The following is a 23,107-nucleotide window of genomic DNA, read 5'->3' on the forward strand; positions in this document are numbered from 1 at the left end:
TATTTCTTATCTATTGAATTATTGATGATCTCTATCTATAGGTTATCATCACTGAGGTGAAGTATCACTAGTAGTTACTAGATCTTATTTGAAACAAATATAAATAACTGATTTTCAGCCAATAAAAAATAAAAAAACGTCATATTTCTTTTAAAAAAAAAAGAATTTAACTAATTTTAATGCAAATAACGTATTACAAAGAGGGGAAACCCTCACTTTCGTCACAAAAGCATGAACTCTGATGTATTAAACATTAGAACACATTGTCTAACTATTCACAAATTTTCTTCTAAACCTAAAAACTCTTTAGACATTTTGTTTAACGTTTAATTTAATATTTGTGATATGTTACGATCTTCGAGTACCTTTAGTTTTTTCATTTTTCTTTTTATTATTTTCTTTTATTCTTGTGAAAAAGAAGATATTACTTTAATTGAGCGACAACAGATTGAAGAACAATCTGCAGCAGAAGTTGTTCAGGACACTACATATACTGATGCCGAATTACTAAAAGTTCTGGAGGAAGAAATAGAATTTTTAGAACTTGAGAAAGAAGGATATATTGTTGATATTTCTGGTATGGATGTCGTTAAAGAAAATCCAAAAAAAGTATATGTACATTATTTGCCCTGGTTTCAAAATAAAGATTTTGATGGATATTGGGGGCAACACTGGACAATGAGTAATCAAGATCCCGAAATCAAAGATGAAAATGGTAATTCGCAAATCGCTTCGTATTATTATCCTCTTATCGGCCCATACTCTTCTAGTGATCCCGATTTACATGAATATCATTTTTTAATGATGAAACTCTCTGGGGTTGATGGAGTAATTTTTGACTGGTACGGTAGTAGAGATGTACACGATTATGGATTGATAAAAAAATCAACAGAGACCTTTATTAATACCCTGGAAGATTTAGGTCTTGAATTTTCGATTATGTATGAGGATCGTGTTGCTGCTCAAGCGGCAGAACAATCTCTTACTACAGATATCATAGAAGCTGCGCAAGAAGATTTTACATACATTAACGACACCTATTTCTCTAGCCCCAAATACATGCAATATAATGGTAAAAATATGTTATTCGTATTTGGTCCTCATCATATAACCACAGAAACCGAATGGAATCAGGTATTTGACGTACTCCCCACAGAAAATCGCCCAGACTTTTTAACATTATGGGCAGCAAGTGATCGTGTTGGAGTGAATGCTTCTGGAGAGTTTTTATGGGTAGATAAAGACCATTTACTTGCTCATCAAAATTATTATGACACTTATCAAGCATCTAATGCAATAACTGTGGGATCTTCTTATCCCGGTTTTAGGAGTTTTTATACAGAAGGAGGATGGTCTGATGGCAGTAATGATTGGACTATTGATCTTAATTCTGGCCACACTTTTGCAGAAACTCTTAATTATACGCATCACGAACTTTCAGACTTTATTCAAATCATCACCTGGAATGATTTTGGCGAAGGTACTATGATAGAACCTACACAAGAGTTTGGTTTTACTTACTTACAACTCTTACAACAATACACAGGGGTTTCTTTTTCTCCCAATGATCTACAGGTAGCTCTGGATCTGTATCATATCAGAAAAAAATATAAACAAAATGCGTTCGTACAGAAGGTTTTGAATCGATCTTATAAATACATAAAAAAACTACGACTACAACGTGCCGATAAGATTTTAAAAGCTGTTAAGCGATTTTATTAACGATCGGTACGTTCTAAAATGGAAAAAGCCTGTCTAATCGACAGGCTTGTGTTTTAAAAAAGTCAAATGTATATTATAATACTTTCACGTTTACCGCGTTCAATCCTTTTTTACCTTCTTGTAGATCAAATTCTACTTCATCACCTTCACGCACTTCGTCGATTAAACCTGAAATGTGTACAAAATGATCTTTGTTTGATCCTTCTTCTGTTATGAATCCAAATCCTTTGGAGTCATTAAAAAATTTTACTGTTCCTTTGTTCATTATAATTTATTAAAACGCAAAGGTAGTATTATTTGATCAGTAATCCTTATTTATTTCAAAATAAAGTTTTTAGTAACCTTTATTTAATGTTCTCTAAATATCATGATAATGAACCAAATAACTACATTATACATCATTTTTTAATTAAAATACAAGAGACTATTTTTCTTTTTTCTTTTTAGAACTATACTCATCTTCTACTTCTTTCAATAGGGTATTTAACTTATTTCTTGCCAACCATTTCCCTTTAATCATCACGCCTTCAATAGTTCTTGTATTTCGAATATCTTCTAAAGGGTTTTTATTAAGTAACACCAAATCTGCTTTTTTACCTTCGGTGATTGTACCACTTACAGTTATTCGATTTAAATACCGAGCAGGGTTCACCGTGGCTGTTTTTAAGGTTTCGTAAGGTGAAAGCCCGGCACTACAGATTAATTCTAATTCTCGATGTAATGAAAATCCTGGCAAAAAAAGACCGTAAGTATCACTTCCGGCTAGTAAAAATACTTCTTCATCATTTAATATTTTTGTGAATTTCTTTTGCCATTGTAGTTCTTTATCCAGGCGAATAAGAGATTCTGGAGCCGTAAACCAGGTATTGGTACGATAATGAATACTATCTGAGGTACAATATGCTGCATATGCCTCGGGAAGGTATTTTAACTCTTCGCTTTTTTTAAGTATTTCGAATTTTTTATCATCTGCATATCGACTAATCATTTCAAAAACTCCCAAAGTTGGGGACACATATACTCCGCTTGTTTTGATCTGTATGGCTGCTTGTCTTAGATAGGCCGTATCTGCTTTTTGCGAGGTGTTGAATATATTCATAAACTCTTCTATATGAGCTATAGATTTCATTCTAAGAGAATATTCTAATGGAAGTTTTCTTTGACCGTGACCAATAACCGGAATATTGTATTTATGAGTCTCTTCCATCAATTTCAGATATATTTCTTTCGGAAGATTATCAGCTATTTTTAAATAATCATATCCTCTTTCATGATGTTTTTTTACTATACTAATGACATCATCGACAGTTTTTAAATGATGAGCTTTTAGATAAGGGCCTGTAGTCGTATAATGTGGTGCCAAAATTTTATTACTATTAGCTTGTTTACGAACTTCAATTTGATCCTGTCTTTCATATTCTGCCATATTTCGAGCAGTTGTAACACCATTGGCTATTAAAAGTTTAAACTCATTTTTCGCATTGTTTTCCAGGTGAAAGTGCATTTCTGCTAAACCAGGAATCAAATATTTGCCTTTAGCATTAATAGTTATATTGATATTTTCTGAAGATTTTTGAGAAACGGGTTCGATTGTAATTATTTTCCCATCTGTAATAATCACTCTTTGATTAAGTAATACCACTTCTTTATGCATTGGGATTACATTTACATTTTCAAAAGAGATCGTTTCGGTTTGAGCTTTGCCTACAACAGCAAAGAAAAGGCAACACATTAGAAAAAATATCCTATGATTATTTGATTTACACATACTTATTTGTTTTAATTTATATGCTGCAAACCTATCTAGATGGTATATTTTTATCGTTCCATATTGTCAGAATATGAGAAATTCGAACCTATTGATTTTGTTTTTTAAACTCGTTGGGGGATAGTCCTGTCTCCTTTTTAAAAGCCGTATAAAAAGTAGTTTTAGAATTAAATCCTGCTTCAAGACCAATGGCGAGAATACTATATTTATCGAACTCAGGATCCAGAATCATTTGTTGTATATCTTTTACCCGGTAACTATTTATAAATTCTGAAAAATTTTTATTACTTGATTTTTTGATTTGTTCTGAAAGATACCCACTACTTATCCCAAGCTTTTGAGCAATACTATCCCGGCTAATGTCTGGGTTATGATGAATATTTTCGCGCTCTATCAATACCAACAATTGTTGCATATAGGAATTAACTTCATTTTTATGTGCTTTTTTGTTGATTTTAGACCGTTGTAGTTGATTTCTAATTTCATACTGGTCATTAGATAGTTTAAACTGATAAAGTCCTTTATAGATAAGCCAATACATAAAAACAGAAACCCCTACCCACAAATATGTCAATGGCATCTTATAATCATACATAAACCTATACACTTCTAAAATAACTCCATAAATTTCTAAAAGAGAAATAAAAATCCAGATCCTCTTTATCCATTTTATACTAAATGCTGTGTTTGAATAGAACAAATATCTAAATGATATTGCCATAAAAATGATTGGAAAAACAACGGATACTATACTTACTGTTTTATAAAAGAAAAAGATGGTTTCTTTTTTATTAGGTATCATGATTTCATAAAGACCAAAAATCGTATCTAGAGATATAATACCATTAAGTAGGCTTAAGATGAAAAAAGGAATGTAGAGAAAAAAAATTGTATTGCTTTTTGCCAAAGGGTGCTTTATTTTTCTTATAAAAAACACCAATAAAGTAACTGGATACAAGAATTGCCATAAAAACAGATCCAATATTGAAATCAGCACTGGGTTTTTTCCTAAATCCCAAAACCAATTATTTAATCCTATAATAGATAATATAATTAGAGTATATGCTAAATATGCGTTGTCTTCATTTTTAAAAAACCTCGAAAACAGGATTATTACCCCCAGGACAAAACCATGAATAACTCCTATAAGAATAAAGATTTCTAAAAAAGAAATTTCCATTATCTGGATATTTTAAAAGCTAAATTTTTATTTGAATATCTCAAATGTAGGTATTACACCTTTATTCTTCTGACAATTGATTTTTAGCATATTTCCTCCAACGTTCTATACATTGTTGTATATCTTCTGGGATTTGAGTTTCAAAATGCATATGCTCATTAGTTACCGGGTGCTCAAAACCAAGAGTTCTGGCATGTAAAGCTTGTCGGGGTAAAATCTTAAAACAGTTTTCTACAAATTGCTTGTATTTGGTAAACGTAGTTCCTTTTAATATTTTCTCTCCGCCATAACGTTCATCATTAAATAAAGTATGACCTATATATTTCATATGTACCCGAATCTGATGCGTTCTTCCTGTTTCTAATCTGCAAGAAACTAATGTAACATATCCTAATCGTTCTATAACTTTATAATGTGTGATTGCTGGTTTTCCTTTATCGGCTTCATCACCTTCAAAAACAGTATTTTGCAATCTATTTTTAGGATGTCGTCCTATATTACCTTCTATTGTACCTTCATCCTCTGTTACATTGCCCCAAACAATCGCTACATATTCGCGTTGACTGGTTTTATCAAAAAACTGTTTCGCCAGGTGAGTCATAGCTTCTTCGGTTTTGGCAATTACTAACAGTCCGCTGGTATCCTTATCAATGCGATGTACTAACCCTGGTCGATCACTACTATTATTAGGAAGGTTATCAAAATGATAAATCAGCGCATTAATTAAGGTTCCCGAATAGTTACCATGACCGGGATGTACCACCATTCCTGCTGGTTTGTTAACAACCAATAACACATCGTCTTCGTATACAATATCTAAAGAAATGTTCTCTGGAGTTAGTAAATTCTCATAAGGAGGATGAGAGAATAATACCCGTACAATATCATTTGGTTTTACCTTATGATTTGATTTTACCGGAATATCATTTACAAAAACACTTCCATTTTTTGCAGCCTGTTGTATTTTGTTACGGGTTGCGTTCTCTACAAAATTCATTAAAAACTTATCCACCCTTAACGGTACCTGCCCTGCTCCAGCCACAAACCGATGATGCTCATAGAGGTCATCCTCGTTAGCATCAAAATCTCTTGTATCTTCGTTTTCTTTCAAAATTAATTAGATAGATTTATAGTTCCTCCTTCTCCATTCCCTAGAACCAAATCTATAACAGAGGTTTTCATTAATTTCGTTCCTGGTTTTAACCGTTTACCATTATGTCTTAATTCTAATACCATATCTCTCGCAATATTAGGTTGATAGGTAACAGAACCTATTTTAAAGCCAAGAGCAACCAGTTTTGGTTCTGCCTGTCTTCTGGTTCTTTGTACTACATTAGGAACTTCGATCTTACGGTAACCCGACGGATTTAAGGTAACATATATTTTACGATTTTCTTTTACCTCGCTACCTGCAACAGGGTTCTGTTCTAATACAGAATATCTTGGATAATCAGGATTAAAGTTGGCAGAATCCTGAACTTCGTATCTCAACTCTTTTTCTTCTAGTATCTTCCCTACCTCATCTAATGTCTTTTTACTTAAGCTGGGTACTACAATACGTTGATGATGATTTGTTGTACTTTCTAGCCACTCTAGTGCAACATAAGATAAGATAGCAAGCATTGCTACCGCTATAACCAATTGTATCAAAAATATTTTACTGTAAATAAATTTGAATAGACCTCTGAAGAAATTTATAAATGCACTCATCTGTTATATACCTGTTATTGTTATAGTCAAACACAATCTTCCTGATTATGGAAACAAAATTTACCAATAATCACTCTAATTATTAGCATTAACTTTATTGTAATGGCTTATTTGATAATTTGGACAAATATATAAAAACGGAAAGTTTTAAGCTTTTCTTATAAGATAAATGATATTTTTGTTTTCAAAAGTCACTTTATGAAGAAAAATATTGCCGTTTTAATGGGCGGGTATTCTAGCGAGTTTGAAATCTCGATTCAAAGTGGAAATGTGGTATATAAGTATCTGGATAGAGATTTATATGTTCCGTTTCGTGTTCATATAACTAAAGATGGTTGGTATTATGTAGATGACCACAATCAGAAGTTTAGCATTGATAAAAACGATTTTTCACTAACCCTAGAAGGCTCTAAAATTACTTTTGATGCTGCTTTTAACACTGTGCATGGTACTCCTGGTGAAGATGGTTTACTACAGGCATATTTTGAATTAATTGAGATTCCGCAGACAGCTTGTGATTTTTACCCTGCAGCGCTTACTTTTAACAAACGAGATTGTATTAGTGCTTTAAAACCTTATGGAATACCTACTGCCACTAACTATTTTTTAAATAAAGGTGATACCATAGATAGTAAAGCAATTATAGATACTGTAGGATTACCCTGCTTTGTAAAAGCGAATAAAGCTGGTAGTAGTTATGGTGTTTCTAAAGTTAAAACTATAGAAGATCTTCTACCCGCAATAGAAGTGGCTTATAAAGAAGATGATGAGATTATTATAGAATCTTTTTTAAGCGGAACCGAAGTTTCTGTAGGAGTTATCCAACATAATGAAAAAGATACAGTATTACCAATAACTGAAATTGTATCTGAAAATGAGTTTTTTGACTACGAAGCCAAATACATGGGTAAGTCTGAAGAAATCACTCCTGCCCGTTTATCTGATGAGGATACTCAAAAAGTTAAAGATTTGGCCTTAAAAGTATATCAGGTTTTAAAAATGAAAGGATTTTCAAGAAGTGAATATATTTTTCATCACGGAGAACCTTATTTTGTAGAAATGAACACTAATCCCGGATTAAGTGAAGCCAGTATCTTACCGCAACAAGCAGAAAAAGCTGGAATTAGCTTAAAAGAATTATTTTCTAATGCCATAGAATCCAGTATACGTTTACAAAAACAGAAGTGCCATCTATAAATTTATAATTTGGAGTATCTTTGTAAATGCAATAATTAATAATCACCAATGAGAAGAGCTGTTTTTCCCGGATCATTTGACCCCATTACATTAGGACATTATGACATTATCGAAAGAGGCCTTACCCTATTTGATGAAGTTATCCTTGCCATAGGCGTAAATTCTGAGAAAAAATACATGTTTTCTCTTGAAGAGCGAAAACAATTTATTGAAGAAGCTTTTAAGGATGAGCCAAAAATTAAAGTAATGACTTACAAAGGGCTAACCATTGATTTTTGCAAACAACAAAATGCCGAATTTATATTAAGAGGCCTTCGTAATCCAGGTGATTTTGAGTTTGAAAAAGCCATCGCACACACCAACAGAAAAATGTCGGATATCGAAACGGTATTTTTATTAACCTCTTCTGGTAAAAGTTATATCTCCTCTTCTATTGTTCGTGATGTAATTCGTAATGGTGGAGACGTTTCTGAATTAGTCCCAGATACAGTTCGTGTAAAATAACACGCTACACGCTACTATGGAAAGAAAAATAGGAGCTATTGCTCTGGTTGTAAAGGATTATGACGAAGCGATTCGGTTTTACACAGAAAAGCTCAACTTTAAACTTATAGAAGATACCAGACTTGATGACAAAAAACGATGGGTTCTTATTGCTCCTAACAATCAAACGGAAACTACTATTCTTTTAGCTCGGGCAGCTACTCCCGAACAGGAAAAAGCAATTGGAAATCAAACCGGTGGTCGGGTTTTTCTATTTCTTCATACCGATGATTTTTGGAGAGATTACAACGCCATGAAATCTAAAGGAGTATTATTTCTGGAGCAACCACGAGAAGAACCCTACGGAACCGTTGTTGTTTTTGAAGACTTATATGGTACCAAATGGGACTTGCTTGAGTTAAAATAATGCAAATTAAAAATCCTTCCTGACATACCTTTGTCACTATCTGCATTTAGTTTTGTCGTACTATTAATTTCTAACATCAAATAATTATGATAAAAACAAAAATCGAACCTTTCTGGATCGTTGGGATTTCGGTACGTACAACTAAAAAAAATGAACAATTTGCAGAAGACATTCCTAATTTATGGAATACCTTTATGTCTGAAGGTACAATGCATAAAATCCCAAATAAACTTGAAGATTCTATCTATGCCGTATACACAGATTACGAAAGTGATCACACCGAAGCATATACGACTATCATAGGATGTAAGGTTGCAAACTTAGACACTATCCCACCGGGAATGACCAGTGTAAAAGTCGAAAGAAGTATCTACTCCCGATTTACTGCCAAAGGAGACATTACCAAAGGTGTCATTTATGATAAATGGACAGACATATGGGAAATAGATTTGGATAGAACATATACCACCGATTTTGAAGTATACGGAGAAGACGCCGTAAACCCTACAGATGCCGAAGTAGATATTTTTGTAGCAATTGAATAAATTATCATAAAAAAAGACTTCACAATGTTAACATTGTGAAGTCTTTTAAAGTAATATTTTCACATAAAAAAGTTCTTTAATTATAGTTGTGACACCACATCTTTCTTGTATTTTTTCAAGAGTGCACGTGTCATTCCGAGATTTGCTTTTGTAGAATCAACAGCCAAATAAATAAAATATTCACCGTTTTCAGAAACATCGATCATATGAATTTGACCATCAAGAGTAATTATAATATCCTGAACTTTAGATTTCAAACCTAACGCCTCGATAGCATTTTTCTTAGCTTTTACAACTTCCAAATTATAAGCAGAAGCAGTTTCTGGATCAAAATCTTTTTTATCAGAATTAGACGCGTAACATACACCTGTACTTACTTCTGTAACGGTAACTGCAATATAGCCCGGCACATTAGATTTAATATCTTCGATGAATTGTTCTAAAAAATTTGACATAGTATAATTTAATTTAATTATTAATAATATTTTCTATAAAATTATTTTTCTAAAGAGCTCATATACTTAAGGAGTAGTCCAAGTTTCGACATGTTTTTTGATACCACTAATATGATTGAATCAGATTTAATCCTATTTGCAATAAGAAAACCTTTTGGAGATTTAGCCATCAATTGATCAAGGTCTCCTTTAAGTAAATCCTTGACCATATCATCACACATCGAAAACGCTGTTTCTGTCATCAAGGCAATATTAGTATCATGTTTTGTACCTAATGCATCTATTACATTACCACTTTTATCGGCAATAACGATGCTATCAACTTCGGTATCTTCTTTAATCTTTTTCAGATCAATCATGGGTCTAAAATTAGGATGTTTTTGTTCTTTGTTTGGTAAATATAGAAACATTAATCTTTTAAAAAAATTCTTTCATCGTTTTTTTTCACTTTTAAACGATTATTTGTATCTTGTACTAAATATTTTTTGTAAAAAAATTCCTACAAATTATTAAATTGATTTAAAAGAAAACCTAACAATATAAAATGAGGTCTAAACTATGACGCTAATTAATCTACCAAATCCTGAATTAAAGGCAATTTTAAAAACTCGAAAAGAAAAGTTTAATTCCTACAGAGTTGGAAAAAAACAAGTTTCTAAAAAAACCGAAGATGTTTCTACCGAGGATATTTCTGAAGTAATAGAACGATTAACTAAAAAGGAGGCAGAAATTTCCTCTAAAAAGAAAAAAAAATCGGGTACTAACAATTCTACAGACGCCGCTCAATCTACAAAAACATATACCGAAAAAATAAAAGGAGGCTATTTTGGAAAAAGAAGAAGTCGTTTTTAGTATGATTTCTATTTTATCATTGTAATGATAAGATAAAAACATTAATAAAAATTAGTAAACTAATGTAAAAACAAATCTCTTAATTCTTTACCATATATGATATAGTGTTTCTATAAACGAAGTGATTTAATATACTTTAAGAAATCGTTTTTATAACCAGACATAAGGCTTGACTTACTATAGATTGTTTTACAATACAATTACTTGTAATGGTTTGATCTTAAAACCCAACCATAAGAGCTCCGCAGATTCCTAATCCAACAACAAGGTATATCCCGGCAAGGATAAAGAAAATTTTCCCTGCTTTTCGGTTTTTAGTTTTGAATAAGATTAGGCCAATAATCGAGAGAAATATCGGAGGCCCTAAGAGGATTAAAAGAATTAAATACACTAATCCATCGAGGTTACCTACTTCCAAAAAAATGGTATTTGCAATCATATCGTTTCTTTTCTTAATTGTTCTAAATACTCCTGCTTATCATCCCTATAAAATAAATTCATCGTTTCAAAAGGAATAATTTTGTAATCCTTATTTACAATATGTACACAAGACTTTTTAATCGCTCGTACATCAAAATTATAAGCATCAATAAATTGCATAATTATAATTCTAAACAGATTATCATACCCTAAATCCGGAGCATCGATTTCTGGTAAACAGCACATTATAGATTTTAGGTTTTCTGAAGCTGTTTCTACAGAATTTCCAGTACTGAATAGCTCCAGGACTTTACCATGTAAGGCTTCGTCCTGCTCATATACAATTGTATTTTTACCATTATCCAACAGATCTGCCGGATTAATATATCGGGTAAGCGGTAGGATTCCATCTTCATTTTTTAAAGCGTATCCCATAACCAAAGCATCAGGATTGCAAGGCACAGGGATAAGATCATCGGATTCAAAAACCGGAAATTGCTCTAAAATTTTTCTTCGCACCTCGGTCAATGTGATTCTATCGGTTTGTGTATCAAAATCTTCTAATCGCCCTGCTATTTGAGTAGGTTGAAATGTAACACCTCTCACACATTTTTGTTGCGTAGCAAATGTTAGTATATCGCCAATTAGAGTATCATTTAATCCTTTTTCTAAAGTCACGACCAGGGTAGTCGATAAATTTACACTATTTAAGTTCTCAATCGCTTGTTTTCTAATTTTGGTAAGATCCTCTCCTCTCAATTTTTGCAATACTTCGGCATCCAATGCATCAAACTGTAGGTAGATTTCAAAATCCGGCATATAGCTTGCTAACTGTTGGGTAAATTTAATATCCTTAGCAATACGTATTCCATTCGTATTTACCATTAGATGTCGGATCGGTAATTGTTTGGCATAGTCCAGAATTTCAAAAAACTGAGGGTGTATTGTAGGTTCTCCCCCACTTATTTGTACTACATCTGGTTCTTTTTCATTTTTAACTATTGTATCCAGCATCTTCTTTATTTCATCTAATGATCGATGTCTGCCGTAATGCGGAGATGAAGAAGCATAACAGGTAGGACAAGTTAAATTACAGCGATCTGTTACCTCGATAATCGACAAACACGAATGCTGCTCATGATCCGGGCATAATCCACAATCATAAGGACATCCGTAATCTGTAGCAGTATTAAATTTATAAGGAAACTCAGACGGTTTGTTATAATTTCTAATATTCTTATAATAGGCTATATCATCTGCAATCAAAACTTTAGATCTACCATGCTCTGGGCATCGTTTGAGCATAAATACCTTATCTTCTTCAAAAACAATTTTGGCTTCAATCCTTTTTAGACAAGTAGGACATAAACTTAGTGTAAAATCGTAATACGTATAATTTCTAGTGGGCATTTATCTGTTTTTTTTGAAATTCATATACCGAAACAAATGGATATTGAAGCATTATTTTAATTACCTGTATCATAATCAATCATTTTACTCGATAACTCCTCTATTTCTTTAATACGCTGCATTGTTGTTTCTACCATACACCCCAGGTATATAATCCCAAGCATGTGACCTCTGTATCCTTCTGAAACAATTTCACTTTTCATTCTTCTATGATGTACCCAAGCATTTTGATAGGTTTTGATGGTGGTTTTGATCGTGTCATTAGCAATAGTACGCAACATTTTTTTGAGTTTCATATTCATAATAGAATCAGTCTGTTGAAACTTTAGGTTCAAACAAATTCTGTCCTCAAGAGTGGTTCCCATAGTACTATTACAATCTGCTCTTTTAGCATATTTCATATATGATAGTTCTTTTAATCGCAAAGCATCAGATATATCCTGAGCAGATAGATTTATAACATTTAGGCAGGTTAAAAACCATATAATTATGATTATCCTGATTTTGCTCATTTGAAAACTATTTGTCGTAACGTTTTTTGATAATAAATCATGCATAAGATACATAAATACTGAATACTACTAAGGCCGAGTACAAAAAAAGTATTAGGTTTCAGAAATTCAATACAAAATCTAAATAGAAAATAAGAAATCATGAAATACTTAAACAGCAATCCACTTTCTATTTTGGATTTTGTTTGAAAGCGTTTCAGAATTCTCCATAAAATCAAAAGAAAAATAACCTCAAATAATGCTATCGGGTATCTATAAAGACCATCCCCTAAATCCATTCCTAAAAATGAAGTGGTTTGCCTGCCATAGGTAAATTCTTTAACTCCAGCCAAAAAACAGCCTATTCTTCCTATGATAATTCCTAATATAATGGGAAACGTAAATAAATCACCCGAAGAATGTTTCTCGCCGATTATCTTTTTAGCCAACTCTACTCCTAGCAAACCACCAAAAAGACCTCCCATTATAGTCTTTATACTTAATAGCCGAACCACATATTCTAGATCAAAAGAAAAAGTCGGATGTTCTAAAAAACCAAAAAAACGAGATCCAAAAAACGCTCCAAATACCGCCCCAATAATTATAGATAACCTGTTTGATGATGAAATAGGATCCTGAGTGCGTTTTTTAAGATATACATAATATCGAAATCCAATAAAGAAAGCCGTGTATTCTAAAATCAAATGGATATTCACTTTATAGCCAAAGACAATAGGTTCAAAAGGGATATCCATGTAGTATTTAATTCGATTTTATATCCGAAATATAAGTTTATTTATAGAATTCGAATAATTAAAATCTATTCTAAGCGATAAATTCTTCGCATGTAATAAAAATATTTAGGAGAAATCTCCCCTAAAACACATACTTCTAACGATTAATTTTGCACTTCATCAAAATCTACAAGGCTACTTGTAAGAATAAACCTATTTATTTAATTTCCAGTAATATACAATAAAAATTCTATTAATTTATTTAGTTTTTTTAGTACCAGAAATACACTTTTTTGTTAGTTTTGCCGCACTAATTAATTAAAAACACTTTATATGAAAACAAATTACACATTGGGGTATTGGTTCATTGCTTTATTTTTAATTTTCTCTTCTTGTAGCAAAGATGAAAATGAAGTTATTGTTGAATCTGAAAAAACTACTATTGAGCCAGATTTTATTAAAAATGATGGTTCTGAAGGAATAGAAGATGAATTACAATTAGAAGAAGAAGAACCTATCCTTACAACAGACACTAATTCAAAAAGCTACAGACATTGTAACTACACATTACTTACACCATCAGATGTTGATGTTGAAGCTTGTGGTGAAACTACAACTATGCCACTATTAGTTGGATCTAGAAAACTAGAAGTTGGTAGCGTTACTGTATCTAATGATGGTGAAAATTTATACTTAAATTTTGAGGCCAACGATCGTAACCTTATGAAAAAGGTATACATCTATATTGGAGCAAAAGAAAATATACCTTTTTACTCTAATGGGTTTCCTAATCTTCGTAAATTTAATTACAAAGCTTTTCCTTATTACTACGGAGGAATGAAAAAAGCTACTTATGTTATTCCATTATCATCAATAGATCTTGATTGTTTTGAAATCGTAGCGTATTCTAAAGTATATAACAAAGATAGTCATTGTTATTATACATCTTTTGCTTATGACAAAACTTTAGATCAACAATATAGTTACTACGGATGGTGGAGTTGTGTTTACTATGGTGATTGGGTAAGATCTTTTGGATATTGTAAACAAGAGTGTAAGCCTGAGTGTGTTCAAGCATATGGGTACCATGAAGAGTGTGGAAAATGTGAAAATGACATTTTTAATACTTTCTTTGCCTATACTTTCTTAGATAGTAGAGGTGAAGCAGGAGTTGATATAGAATTAATTATTAACCCTAATGGATGTGATATTACTAATAGTGAAGAAGTAGGTCATATAAACATCTCTTCAATAAGTGAGACTAAATTAAAAATAGAATACCAACTAAGTACTGGCTATGAAATGTGTGGATTAAGTTTTAACTATGGTACTACCAAGTTTAACACTCCAAATAATTATTCTCAACAATTCGATACTGCTACTACTTCATATAGTTTTGAAATTGATAAGCTTACAGGAGCAAACATCTGGTTAGATAGCAAAGCAGAAATTACTCCAAGTAATTAAAAAAACAGATCGTTGTGTCTACAAAGACACTAACTTGTATATAAATAAAAAAACAGGAGTATGATTTAAAAATCATACTCCTGTTTTCATTTACTAATTTATCTTTTTTCTCTGTTAGTAAGAAACCAACATTTTACTCCATTGCTTCTGCCATTACATGATACCTTGGATCATCGATATCATGCTCTATAACACTGGCTAATCTAGGAGAAGCTTTAATCATAAGAGCCTGGCACTCTTCACTAAGGTGTTTAATTTTTACTTTCTTTCCTGCATCTTCATATTTTCCTACAAGATTAAAAATAGCTTCTAATGCCGAGTGATCACTAACACGAGATTCTATAAAATCGATCTCTACATTTTCGGGATCATTTGCTACATCAAATTTATTATTGAATGCCTGGATACTTCCGAAGAAAAGTGGTCCCCATATTTCATAAACTTTGGTACCATCTTCGAGGATATGTTTTCTTGCACGAATACGTCTTGCATTTTCCCAGGCAAATACCAAGGCAGACATGATAACACCTGCGATTACTGCTATTGCCAAATCAAAGAATACCGTTAATGAAGACACTGCAATCAATACAATAGCATCTGCCAAAGGAATTTTATTAAGGATTCTAAAACTAGACCAAGCAAAGGTTCCTATGACTACCATAAACATTACCCCAACCAATGCCGCAATAGGAACTTGCTCAATTAACCCTGAAGCGAATAAAATAAATAGCAATAACGTTACTGCAGCAACAATACCAGAAAGTCGGGTTCGTCCACCACCTTTAATATTAATAATTGATTGGCCGATCATTGCACAACCTCCCATTCCGCCAAAAAGTCCTGTAATGATATTGGCGCCTCCCTGAGCCATACATTCTCTGTTCGAATTACCCCTGGTTTCGGTTAGTTCATCAATTAGATTTAAAGTCATTAACGACTCTATCAATCCAATTGCAGCAAGAATTACCGAATACGGCGCTATAAAGCGAAATGTCTCCCAGGTAAACGGAATTTTCTTAAAAATATCGATCTGAAACTGTGGTAAGCCTCCTTTAAGGCCTTCTCCTCCTCCATCTCTAATAAAACTACCCACGGTAGCCACATCCAACTTTCCTATAATCACTATAGCAGAAACTACAATAATAGCCAATAATGCTTCTGGAAGTTTATTTGTTAATTTGGGTAATCCCCACATGATTAATATCGTAAGTAATACCAGTCCTAGCATTAATAATAATTGATTTGTAGGTAGCCAGGATTTTGCTTTTCCTTTTTTGACAATGCTATAAATCACATTATCTTCATAATTAAAAACTACTTCTTTGGTATCCAAGTCAAAAACCTGTCCTTCATACATTATATATTTTCCTTCCTTAGAATCGATATCAGACAACCTGTTGTTTTCAAAACTAAACAGAGCTTTATTTGTTGCTATATCATATACAATGTTATCTGCTCTAATTTCAAATTTTTCCTCAAGAGATTCTGTAACGTATTTATTATTATTAAATACATCTTTCTCAGCTTCTTTAAACATTCCTAATTGTGAAAGGAAGATCACAATTGCCAAACCATTTACAAACCCCATCATTACAGGATGCGGAATCAAACGCACAAATTTACCCAGCTTAAAAGCTCCTGCAAACATTTGTATAATCCCCATAAGGATAACAGTGGCAAAAAGGTAATATAATCCTAACTCTTCTCCGGGGGCTCCCATTTCATTTCCTTCTGCGACAAGACTAACCATAACAACGGCTAATGCTCCTGTGGCACCAGAGATCATACCTGGGCGACCTCCAAAAACAGAAGTGATCAATCCAATCATAAACGCAGCATATAATCCAACTAATGGATCCACCCCAGCTACAAAGGCAAAGGCAACCGCTTCGGGAACCAGAGCTAACGCTACCGTTAACCCGGATAAAATATCATTTTTAGCATTCGCTACTCTTTTTCTTACAAACTCAGTCATAGTTGTGATATTTTGAGGCTGCAAAAATACAGTTATTTTATAGCCCTACAAGTAAAACAAGGTTCATAATCATATATCTCATAAAATTATATTAAATCCTTACATAGAATTTTAAACCTTGAAATCTTTAGTATATTTAGCCTTCTTATATACAATACAGATGCGAAAAATTACTCTCATTGTTAGCTTTCTAAGCATTATTTCTTGTAATACCTCTGAAAAGCAAAATTCACAAGATTTTGATTTCACTACTATTTTCGAAAAAAGTAATGGAACCGAAACTCCAACATACTCAGAAGTTATTGCATATTATAAAAATTTGGCAGAAACTTATTCTTCAATTCATATACAGGAAATCGGAATGACCGATAGTGGTAATCCCTTACATATCGTGACACTAAATCCTGACGCTGTTTTTGATTTTGAAAAAATTAGAGAAACAAAACGTGTACTTTTAATTAATAATGGGATTCACCCTGGTGAGAGTGATGGTATTGATGCTACAATGTTGTTGTTTAGAGATATTGCCCAGGGCAAAATTAATGCTCCTTTAGCTACAGTTTTAGCTACCATTCCCATATATAATATTGGTGGAGCCTTAAACCGAAATTCAGGAACAAGAACCAACCAGAATGGTCCTAAGTCATATGGCTTTAGAGGTAATGCACGTAATTATGATTTGAATCGGGATTTTATAAAAAATGACACCAAAAACGCACAGACTTTTGCTAAAGTATTTCATTTAACAAAACCTGATGTTTTTATCGATAATCATGTAAGTAACGGCGCAGATTACCAATATACGCTTACACATTTATTTACTCAGCACAATAAATTAGGTGGTGAATTAGGAAGTTATTTGCATAAAGAAATGCATCCACAACTAGAAGCATCACTCGAGGCGAAAAAATGGGATATCACCCCCTATGTAAATGTATGGGGAACTACTCCCGAAAAAGGCTGGACTCAGTTTATGGACTCTCCCCGATATTCTACGGGATATACAACTCTTTGGAATACTTTGGGAATGATGGTAGAGACACACATGTTAAAACCTTACAAACCAAGAGTTGAAGGCACTTATGAACTTATGAAATCTATGATTGAAATCACAGAAAAAGATGGTACCAAAATTCGTTCATTACGAGAAAAAATCTTTGCCAAACAAGCTAAACAAAAAACATATCCAACACACTGGAGAGTAGATACTACCAAGGTTACTAGTTTTGATTTTAAAGGATATGAAGGAGAATTTATTGATAGCGAGATCACAGGGGCAAAACGATTAAAATATCACCAGAACAAACCTTATACAAAAGAAGTAACCTATAAAAACTACTTTACTCCCACCACCGAGATAAGTATCCCACAAGCGTATGTTATTCCCCAGGGCAGATGGAGGGTAATCGAGTTATTAACACTCAATCAAGTAGAGTTTAAGCCTCTAGAAAAAGATTCTACAATTACTACCGAAGTATATCATATTAAAGATTATAAGACCAGAACATCGCCTTATGAAGGGCATTATCTACATTACCGGGTTTCGATTAAAAAAAATATTGAGAAAGTCACTTTAAAAAAAGGAGATTTCATTGTTAAAACAGATCAAAAAGCTTTTAGATATCTTATAGAAACTTTAGAGCCAGAAGCTCCGGATTCTTTCTTTAATTGGAATTTTTTTGACACTATTCTACAACAGAAAGAAGGGTTTTCTCCTTATGTATGGGAGGATAAAGCCGCAGAATTATTAAGAAACAATAACGAGCTAAGAGTGCAGTTTCAGGACAAGAAAAAAGATACAGCTTTTGCTAATAATTGGTATGCGCAACTAGATTGGATACATAAACAATCTAATAATTATGAAAAAGCACATATGAGATATCCTATATATCGAATTTTGAAATAAACTAAGACAAAGCAAATAAGGGCTCTACCTATTGTTTTTGCCCAAACTTGTTAGCCATGAGTTCCCATAATTCGGTATAACCATGATCATAACCTAAAGCCCATATTCCTACTCCGGCTAGTTTTTTATATTTAATCCAATCATATTTGTAGGATAACGAAAGACTATCATCAAACCAAAGTTGTTTTGTTACTCCTTTTTCTTCATATATACCATACTGAGTAGAACTTATGGTATCAAAACTAATCTTATATTTTTTTGTATCAAGCAATTCTCGAGTTGTGCTATACATATCGTGAGAAATAAATTTTTCGGCTTTGCTTGGTATAGGAGTATTTTGGGTTTTCCACTTATCTCCATAATAGGGCAACCCTACTATTAGCTTGTCTGGCTTAACACCTTCATTCATATAATAATCTACAGAAGATTCAACACTGTGTACCCCCCATCGTTTACTGCTTTTTAATGGAGAAACTGGTCCTGCGTGTTTACTAAATCCTCCATAATAATCATACCCCATTAGTGTATAAAAATCGATAGAAGAATCAATTGTTTTTATATCGAATATTTTATGATAATCAACTGCATATAATGCCACCGAAACCATATAATCAGGATTTATCTTATGTAATCGATCTGATAATGTAACAATAAACTGATTAAATTCTTTTTTATCTTTTGATGAGACTCCTTCAAAATCTATGTTTATACCATTTGCTTTTCTATGATCCAACAATACACTTAAACTATCTGCAAGAGTTTTCTGAGCTTTTGGATTCTTTAGAAACTGTGCATTTCTTTTTTCACCAAAATTAGACACAGTGAGAAATACCTTACAATTATTCACTTTTGCACTATCCACCATAGCGGTAGTTTTCCATTGATGAATATCATCATAACTTCCTGTCTCGGCATTAACCATATACGAAAAATAGGAAACACCCCATAACAATGAAAAATTATAACTCTTATAAGCAGATCCCTTAGAAAAAATATGCCAGCCAAAAGTTTTATATTCTTTATGAATATTATACCCAGACGCAGGCTTAAAATGATGAGTGATATTATTAAGACTGTCCCATTGTTGTTCTGTTGTAAAATTATAGTCAGAAAATTGTGTATAATGTGAATGATTGGGACCTATATATGTGTTCGTAGAATCCGGATCACTAGATATGTTTTTTTCTTTACTCTCTTTAGTATTACAGGCAACACTTAAAAAAAGAATTAGAAAAAGTAGTGTAAATACGTTAATCTTCATTTTATTATCGAGTATTAAATTTTAGAACTAATTACTCCTTATCATATAAAAAAGGGAGATAACATACCTCCCTTTTTTATTCTATATTATATCTAGTTGTTATGTTAACTCATTACAGGAATTCGTAATGTTTGCCCTGGATAAATTTTATCAGGGTGTTCGAGCATTGGTCTGTTTGCTTCAAAAATAACATTGTATTTCATAGGGTCTCCATAAACTTCCTTAGATATTTTTGAAAGTGTATCTCCACTCTTAACCACATGAAATTTAGCCTCAGGTTCTGGATTAGTAACAGTAATATTATCCTCTACACAACCGACACAATCAATATTACCCATTGCCAGAATAATCTTTTCTCTATCTGCATTAGTTTCTGTTTGTCCTGATACGGTTATCATTTCAGAAACAGATACATCAAGACCAGAAACAGGTATACCTAACCGATCAATTTCGGCTTTTAGTAAATCGGTCTTACTTTTTGGCGTTACCACTTCTTCTTTAACTGCCTCATCTTTAATACCGAATAGCTTTTTTCCTGCTCCTTTAATAAATGAAAATAAACCCATAATGTTTTGTTTTAGTTAGTAATTGATTATAAAGTAAAAATATTTTTAATAAAATTAAAAAACAACATTATGACAAATAATCATGCGAAAACAATAGCTTAATATTCGAATAAGAATCCTGCAAAGCTTTTTTAGCTTTTTTAGTATTCTTCCATCTTACCTTGGTAATCCCTTCGTTTTTTTGTGGCACTAACTCTCCTTCATAGTTGGTTTTCATCTCAAACCAATACGTAACCTTTAACCGAAACTCTCCATTTCTTTTAAAGATATGATAGCTTCGATATAAGAATTTGGTAATCTCTAATCCCGAAACCCCCGTTTCTTCCTCTACTTCTCTCATCGCAGCGGTTTCCATATCTTCCTTTTTTTCAACTTTACCCTTTGGCAGATCCCATTTTCCATTACGGCGAATAAACAAGATTTCTTTATTCTCATTATATACCTTTCCTCCTCCGGCTACCACTACTGGTAATTTCGAATATAAATGTTCTATTAGTTTATCTTCTTTTTTATGATAGAGATGGTATTTTGCTTCTTCATGTATTGCTTCCTTACTTAGAATATCTCTTATAATTGTTGGAAAGCTAGCTTCTTTTATCGGGATCATTTCATAATCCTCGATCGACTTTTTTGTAGACAGAATAATAGGGGTATTATTCACAAAAACTTTATACATTTGCAACTATGATTTTTGATAAAGATACAGCAAAAAAAACTGCTGAACTACTACTGCAAATTAATGCAATTAAATTAAAACCACAAGAACCATTTACTTGGGCATCTGGATGGAAATCTCCTATCTATTGTGATAATCGAATTACACTTTCTTATCCAGAAATTCGGAATTTCCTGAGTAAGCATCTTGCTGAGTTTATAGAAAAAGAATATGGTAAACCCGATGTAATTGCGGGAGTTGCTACAGGCGCTATTGGTATAGGAATTCTGGTTGCAGAACAATTAGATCTTCCTTTTATTTATGTACGCCCTGAAGCAAAGAAGCACGGTAGAAAAAACCAAATAGAAGGTATCGTTCCAACTCACAAAAATGTTGTGGTTGTCGAAGATTTAATTAGCACAGGAAAAAGTAGTCTTAACGCTGTAAAAGCGTTAAAAGAGGCCGATGCTAACGTAAAAGGAATGGTAGCTATATTTAATTATGGTTTTGATATTGCAGTGCAGAATTTTAAAGAAGCGGCATTGTCTTTGCATACATTAAGTAACTATGAGAATCTTTTGGAACAGGCAGTTGATACTGAATACATTACAAAAGAACAACAACAAACATTACAAAGCTGGAAAACAAATCCTGCCGAGTGGAACATATAACAATTTAATAACATTATGAACTTAGAAAGCCCTACTGTTACTGTAAATAAAACAGCAGAAGATGTATTCGAATTTTTGACTAAAGTTGAAAACTTTGAGCAACTTATGCCAGAAAGTAAGCAAAAATTTGAAAAAATAAGTGATTCCAGGTTTCTTTTCCAATTAAAAGGAATGCCAGAATTAGTATTAGATCAAAAAGAAAGTACGAGCCCAAGTCAGGTTGTTCTTGGAGCTGCTAGTGACAAGCTTCCTTTTACATTAACTGCAGATATTGTTGATTCTGGAGATGGAAAAAGCACAGCAAAACTTACTTTTGATGGGCAGTTTAATGCTATGATGTCGATGATGATTAAAAATCCCATCCAGAATTTTATCAATACCCTAATAGAAAATATAGGTAAACTATAATTAGTACAATAATTTAATCTCTTTGAGGTCAAAATCCGAGATGATTTCATCCTCTATTAAGACTTGAAGCTTACCTTCGTTGGTGATAGTTTTGATAATTCCAACAAAAGATTCGCCTTCTACATCTAAAAACGTAGAGGGTTTGTTTTTTCTAAAAAGTACCGCCTCGTATTCTTTTTTAAGGTGTATAAAATTAGAAATACACAACGCAGAAAATCGTTTTTCTAACTGGACTAATAAAGATTGTAAGACTTCTTCAATATTTAAATTCTGGCCCAAAACTTGTTTTAAGGATCCTGCTTGAGGTAAGTTATCGAATTCTATTTGATTAATATTAATTCCAATCCCAATAATAGCTCCGATCATACTGCCATTCTTTACCACATTTTCTATCAAAATACCACACAATTTCTGCTTATCTGACAGAATGTCGTTAGGCCATTTTATAGATAATTTAGGTACTATAAGACGATTTAAAGTATCATAAACAGCTAATGATGTAGCTATAGAAACATAAAACTGATCTGTTAACGGTAATCCCTCAATAGGCATGAACACACTACATGTAAGGTTTTCGCCTGGGTTACTTTGCCAAATCGTACCCATCTGTCCCTTACCCGACAGTTGCTTTCTTGCTATTACGCAAACTGGAGCGGTAAAATGCTTTTCACGATTCAAGTCTCTTAGAAAAGTATTTGTAGAGTCAATGGCATCAACTTTGATTATATGCATGTATAAGGTGTAAAAGTTTTACAAATGTCCGACTAATACAGACATTAAAATCATAAAAAGTAATAACTTTAC

26 protein-coding genes are annotated in these 23,107 nt (G+C 32.6%); 10 read left to right on the forward strand and 16 right to left on the reverse strand.

All coding sequences use genetic code 11. From position 1 onward, the window contains the following. The first annotated feature begins 345 nt into the window (after positions 1–345). Positions 346–1,722 carry a glycoside hydrolase family 71/99-like protein gene (locus tag DK441_RS05170; RefSeq protein ID WP_109097802.1) on the forward strand — a complete coding sequence of 459 codons (1,377 nt, stop codon included), beginning with the start codon at positions 346–348 and terminating at the stop codon, positions 1,720–1,722. Positions 1,723–1,795: 73 nt separating this feature from the next. Here DK441_RS05170 and DK441_RS05175 read toward each other — a convergent pair whose 3' ends face one another. From DK441_RS05175 to DK441_RS05195, 5 genes are all read right to left on the reverse strand, one after another. Further along, positions 1,796–1,987 (reverse strand): cold-shock protein, encoded by a 192-nt coding sequence (locus DK441_RS05175; RefSeq protein WP_024770737.1) that lies wholly within the window; start codon positions 1,985–1,987, stop codon positions 1,796–1,798. Positions 1,988–2,146: 159 nt separating this feature from the next. After that, positions 2,147–3,490 (reverse strand): amidohydrolase family protein, encoded by a 1,344-nt coding sequence (locus DK441_RS05180; RefSeq protein WP_235015713.1) that lies wholly within the window; start codon positions 3,488–3,490, stop codon positions 2,147–2,149. 88 nt (positions 3,491–3,578) lie between these two features. Further along, a complete protein-coding gene (locus DK441_RS05185; protein ID WP_109097804.1) occupies positions 3,579–4,670 on the reverse strand; it encodes an AraC family transcriptional regulator in 1,092 nt (363 codons plus the stop codon). Positions 4,671–4,731: 61 nt separating this feature from the next. After that, positions 4,732–5,781: an RluA family pseudouridine synthase gene (locus tag DK441_RS05190; RefSeq protein ID WP_109097805.1), complete on the reverse strand. Its 1,050-nt coding sequence runs from the start codon at positions 5,779–5,781 to the stop codon at positions 4,732–4,734. Between the two features lie 2 nt (positions 5,782–5,783). Further along, entirely contained in the window at positions 5,784–6,380 is a 597-nt protein-coding gene (locus tag DK441_RS05195) for a PASTA domain-containing protein (RefSeq protein WP_025666738.1), read from the reverse strand. A 198-nt stretch (positions 6,381–6,578) separates the two neighbouring features. Between DK441_RS05195 and DK441_RS05200 the strand changes: the two genes are divergently transcribed. The 4 genes from DK441_RS05200 to DK441_RS05215 all read left to right on the forward strand — a co-directional run bounded on the left by DK441_RS05200 (position 6,579) and on the right by DK441_RS05215 (position 9,032). Next, positions 6,579–7,577, forward strand: coding sequence for a D-alanine--D-alanine ligase (locus DK441_RS05200; protein ID WP_109097806.1), 999 nt, complete (start codon positions 6,579–6,581; stop codon positions 7,575–7,577). 48 nt (positions 7,578–7,625) lie between these two features. Continuing rightward, positions 7,626–8,081, forward strand: coding sequence for a pantetheine-phosphate adenylyltransferase (coaD, locus tag DK441_RS05205; RefSeq protein ID WP_025666736.1), 456 nt, complete (start codon positions 7,626–7,628; stop codon positions 8,079–8,081). 16 nt (positions 8,082–8,097) lie between these two features. Then, positions 8,098–8,487: a VOC family protein gene (locus tag DK441_RS05210; protein ID WP_109097807.1), complete on the forward strand. Its 390-nt coding sequence runs from the start codon at positions 8,098–8,100 to the stop codon at positions 8,485–8,487. An 86-nt stretch (positions 8,488–8,573) separates the two neighbouring features. After that, positions 8,574–9,032: a GyrI-like domain-containing protein gene (locus tag DK441_RS05215; RefSeq protein WP_109097808.1), complete on the forward strand. Its 459-nt coding sequence runs from the start codon at positions 8,574–8,576 to the stop codon at positions 9,030–9,032. Between the two features lie 80 nt (positions 9,033–9,112). Here the strand turns inward: DK441_RS05215 and DK441_RS05220 are convergent, their stop codons facing one another. Then, positions 9,113–9,487 (reverse strand): hypothetical protein, encoded by a 375-nt coding sequence (locus tag DK441_RS05220; protein WP_074408873.1) that lies wholly within the window; start codon positions 9,485–9,487, stop codon positions 9,113–9,115. Positions 9,488–9,528: 41 nt separating this feature from the next. Beyond that, on the reverse strand, positions 9,529–9,897 hold the full coding sequence (locus DK441_RS05225; RefSeq protein ID WP_109097809.1) for a roadblock/LC7 domain-containing protein: 369 nt from the start codon (positions 9,895–9,897) through the stop codon (positions 9,529–9,531). Positions 9,898–10,045: 148 nt separating this feature from the next. Here DK441_RS05225 and DK441_RS05230 point away from each other — a divergent pair, with 148 nt between their 5' ends. Then, positions 10,046–10,339 (forward strand): hypothetical protein, encoded by a 294-nt coding sequence (locus tag DK441_RS05230; RefSeq protein WP_109097810.1) that lies wholly within the window; start codon positions 10,046–10,048, stop codon positions 10,337–10,339. 220 nt (positions 10,340–10,559) lie between these two features. On the opposite strand, the gene DK441_RS05235 is transcribed toward DK441_RS05230, so the two are convergent. From DK441_RS05235 to DK441_RS05250, 4 genes are read right to left on the reverse strand one after another with little or no spacing between them, the layout of a single operon-like run. Beyond that, positions 10,560–10,778 carry a hypothetical protein gene (locus tag DK441_RS05235; RefSeq protein WP_074408876.1) on the reverse strand — a complete coding sequence of 73 codons (219 nt, stop codon included), beginning with the start codon at positions 10,776–10,778 and terminating at the stop codon, positions 10,560–10,562. After that, a complete protein-coding gene (locus DK441_RS05240) occupies positions 10,775–12,169 on the reverse strand; it encodes a radical SAM protein (RefSeq protein WP_109097811.1) in 1,395 nt (464 codons plus the stop codon). The genes DK441_RS05235 and DK441_RS05240 overlap by 4 nt, the downstream gene beginning before the upstream one ends. Before the next feature lie 56 nt (positions 12,170–12,225). After that, positions 12,226–12,681, reverse strand: coding sequence for a lysozyme inhibitor LprI family protein (locus DK441_RS05245; RefSeq protein WP_160111960.1), 456 nt, complete (start codon positions 12,679–12,681; stop codon positions 12,226–12,228). After that, complete coding sequence (locus tag DK441_RS05250; RefSeq protein ID WP_109097813.1) at positions 12,678–13,415, reverse strand: prolipoprotein diacylglyceryl transferase family protein; 738 nt, start codon at positions 13,413–13,415, stop codon at positions 12,678–12,680. Before DK441_RS05250 ends, DK441_RS05245 begins: the two co-directional genes overlap by 4 nt. Positions 13,416–13,727: 312 nt before the next feature. On the opposite strand from DK441_RS05250, the gene DK441_RS05255 reads away from it, so the two are divergent. Continuing rightward, positions 13,728–14,861, forward strand: coding sequence for a hypothetical protein (locus DK441_RS05255; RefSeq protein WP_109097814.1), 1,134 nt, complete (start codon positions 13,728–13,730; stop codon positions 14,859–14,861). Positions 14,862–14,994: 133 nt separating this feature from the next. Here the strand turns inward: DK441_RS05255 and DK441_RS05260 are convergent, their stop codons facing one another. Then, the gene (locus DK441_RS05260; protein WP_109097815.1) at positions 14,995–16,836 is read right to left on the reverse strand and encodes a SulP family inorganic anion transporter; all 1,842 of its coding nucleotides are present in this window, start codon (positions 16,834–16,836) and stop codon (positions 14,995–14,997) included. A 160-nt stretch (positions 16,837–16,996) separates the two neighbouring features. Here DK441_RS05260 and DK441_RS05265 point away from each other — a divergent pair, with 160 nt between their 5' ends. Further along, positions 16,997–18,742: a M14 family metallopeptidase gene (locus tag DK441_RS05265; protein WP_109097816.1), complete on the forward strand. Its 1,746-nt coding sequence runs from the start codon at positions 16,997–16,999 to the stop codon at positions 18,740–18,742. A gap of 28 nt (positions 18,743–18,770) precedes the next feature. Here DK441_RS05265 and DK441_RS05270 read toward each other — a convergent pair whose 3' ends face one another. The 3 genes from DK441_RS05270 to DK441_RS05280 all read right to left on the reverse strand — a co-directional run bounded on the left by DK441_RS05270 (position 18,771) and on the right by DK441_RS05280 (position 21,245). Beyond that, entirely contained in the window at positions 18,771–20,003 is a 1,233-nt protein-coding gene (locus tag DK441_RS05270; RefSeq protein ID WP_109097817.1) for a glycosyl hydrolase family 18 protein, read from the reverse strand. Between the two features lie 104 nt (positions 20,004–20,107). After that, complete coding sequence (lysM, locus tag DK441_RS05275) at positions 20,108–20,569, reverse strand: peptidoglycan-binding protein LysM (protein WP_109097818.1); 462 nt, start codon at positions 20,567–20,569, stop codon at positions 20,108–20,110. Positions 20,570–20,636: 67 nt separating this feature from the next. Then, a complete protein-coding gene (locus DK441_RS05280) occupies positions 20,637–21,245 on the reverse strand; it encodes an NUDIX hydrolase (protein WP_109097819.1) in 609 nt (202 codons plus the stop codon). Between the two features lie 8 nt (positions 21,246–21,253). Here DK441_RS05280 and pyrE point away from each other — a divergent pair, with 8 nt between their 5' ends. Further along, complete coding sequence (pyrE, locus tag DK441_RS05285) at positions 21,254–21,895, forward strand: orotate phosphoribosyltransferase (protein WP_025666720.1); 642 nt, start codon at positions 21,254–21,256, stop codon at positions 21,893–21,895. Positions 21,896–21,910: 15 nt separating this feature from the next. Next, on the forward strand, positions 21,911–22,303 hold the full coding sequence (locus tag DK441_RS05290) for an orotate phosphoribosyltransferase (protein ID WP_074408884.1): 393 nt from the start codon (positions 21,911–21,913) through the stop codon (positions 22,301–22,303). On the opposite strand, the gene DK441_RS05295 is transcribed toward DK441_RS05290, so the two are convergent. Next, complete coding sequence (locus DK441_RS05295; protein WP_109097820.1) at positions 22,304–23,035, reverse strand: biotin--[acetyl-CoA-carboxylase] ligase; 732 nt, start codon at positions 23,033–23,035, stop codon at positions 22,304–22,306. Positions 23,036–23,107 lie beyond the last annotated feature (72 nt).

The organism is Aquimarina sp. AU58, from assembly GCF_900312745.1.
Lineage (GTDB): Bacteria > Bacteroidota > Bacteroidia > Flavobacteriales > Flavobacteriaceae > Aquimarina > Aquimarina spinulae.

Excerpts from the sequence above, each read along its gene's own strand:
- DK441_RS05170 (WP_109097802.1), top strand. The coding sequence starts at position 346 with ATGTTACGATCTTCGAGTACCTTTAGTTTTTTCATTTTTCTTTTTATT.
- DK441_RS05215 (WP_109097808.1), top strand. The coding sequence starts at position 8,574 with ATGATAAAAACAAAAATCGAACCTTTCTGGATCGTTGGGATTTCGGTA.
- DK441_RS05245 (WP_160111960.1), bottom strand. The coding sequence starts at position 12,681 with ATGAGCAAAATCAGGATAATCATAATTATATGGTTTTTAACCTGCCTA.
- DK441_RS05200 (WP_109097806.1), top strand. The coding sequence starts at position 6,579 with ATGAAGAAAAATATTGCCGTTTTAATGGGCGGGTATTCTAGCGAGTTT.
- DK441_RS05270 (WP_109097817.1), bottom strand. The coding sequence starts at position 20,003 with ATGAAGATTAACGTATTTACACTACTTTTTCTAATTCTTTTTTTAAGT.
- DK441_RS05295 (WP_109097820.1), bottom strand. The coding sequence starts at position 23,035 with ATGCATATAATCAAAGTTGATGCCATTGACTCTACAAATACTTTTCTA.
- DK441_RS05265 (WP_109097816.1), top strand. The coding sequence starts at position 16,997 with ATGCGAAAAATTACTCTCATTGTTAGCTTTCTAAGCATTATTTCTTGT.
- pyrE (WP_025666720.1), top strand. The coding sequence starts at position 21,254 with ATGATTTTTGATAAAGATACAGCAAAAAAAACTGCTGAACTACTACTG.
- lysM (WP_109097818.1), bottom strand. The coding sequence starts at position 20,569 with ATGGGTTTATTTTCATTTATTAAAGGAGCAGGAAAAAAGCTATTCGGT.
- DK441_RS05225 (WP_109097809.1), bottom strand. The coding sequence starts at position 9,897 with ATGTTTCTATATTTACCAAACAAAGAACAAAAACATCCTAATTTTAGA.
- DK441_RS05235 (WP_074408876.1), bottom strand. The coding sequence starts at position 10,778 with ATGATTGCAAATACCATTTTTTTGGAAGTAGGTAACCTCGATGGATTA.
- coaD (WP_025666736.1), top strand. The coding sequence starts at position 7,626 with ATGAGAAGAGCTGTTTTTCCCGGATCATTTGACCCCATTACATTAGGA.
- DK441_RS05175 (WP_024770737.1), bottom strand. The coding sequence starts at position 1,987 with ATGAACAAAGGAACAGTAAAATTTTTTAATGACTCCAAAGGATTTGGA.
- DK441_RS05185 (WP_109097804.1), bottom strand. The coding sequence starts at position 4,670 with ATGGAAATTTCTTTTTTAGAAATCTTTATTCTTATAGGAGTTATTCAT.
- DK441_RS05195 (WP_025666738.1), bottom strand. The coding sequence starts at position 6,380 with ATGAGTGCATTTATAAATTTCTTCAGAGGTCTATTCAAATTTATTTAC.
- DK441_RS05230 (WP_109097810.1), top strand. The coding sequence starts at position 10,046 with ATGACGCTAATTAATCTACCAAATCCTGAATTAAAGGCAATTTTAAAA.
- DK441_RS05250 (WP_109097813.1), bottom strand. The coding sequence starts at position 13,415 with ATGGATATCCCTTTTGAACCTATTGTCTTTGGCTATAAAGTGAATATC.
- DK441_RS05220 (WP_074408873.1), bottom strand. The coding sequence starts at position 9,487 with ATGTCAAATTTTTTAGAACAATTCATCGAAGATATTAAATCTAATGTG.
- DK441_RS05180 (WP_235015713.1), bottom strand. The coding sequence starts at position 3,490 with ATGTGTAAATCAAATAATCATAGGATATTTTTTCTAATGTGTTGCCTT.
- DK441_RS05290 (WP_074408884.1), top strand. The coding sequence starts at position 21,911 with ATGAACTTAGAAAGCCCTACTGTTACTGTAAATAAAACAGCAGAAGAT.
- DK441_RS05255 (WP_109097814.1), top strand. The coding sequence starts at position 13,728 with ATGAAAACAAATTACACATTGGGGTATTGGTTCATTGCTTTATTTTTA.
- DK441_RS05240 (WP_109097811.1), bottom strand. The coding sequence starts at position 12,169 with ATGCCCACTAGAAATTATACGTATTACGATTTTACACTAAGTTTATGT.
- DK441_RS05210 (WP_109097807.1), top strand. The coding sequence starts at position 8,098 with ATGGAAAGAAAAATAGGAGCTATTGCTCTGGTTGTAAAGGATTATGAC.
- DK441_RS05280 (WP_109097819.1), bottom strand. The coding sequence starts at position 21,245 with ATGTATAAAGTTTTTGTGAATAATACCCCTATTATTCTGTCTACAAAA.
- DK441_RS05260 (WP_109097815.1), bottom strand. The coding sequence starts at position 16,836 with ATGACTGAGTTTGTAAGAAAAAGAGTAGCGAATGCTAAAAATGATATT.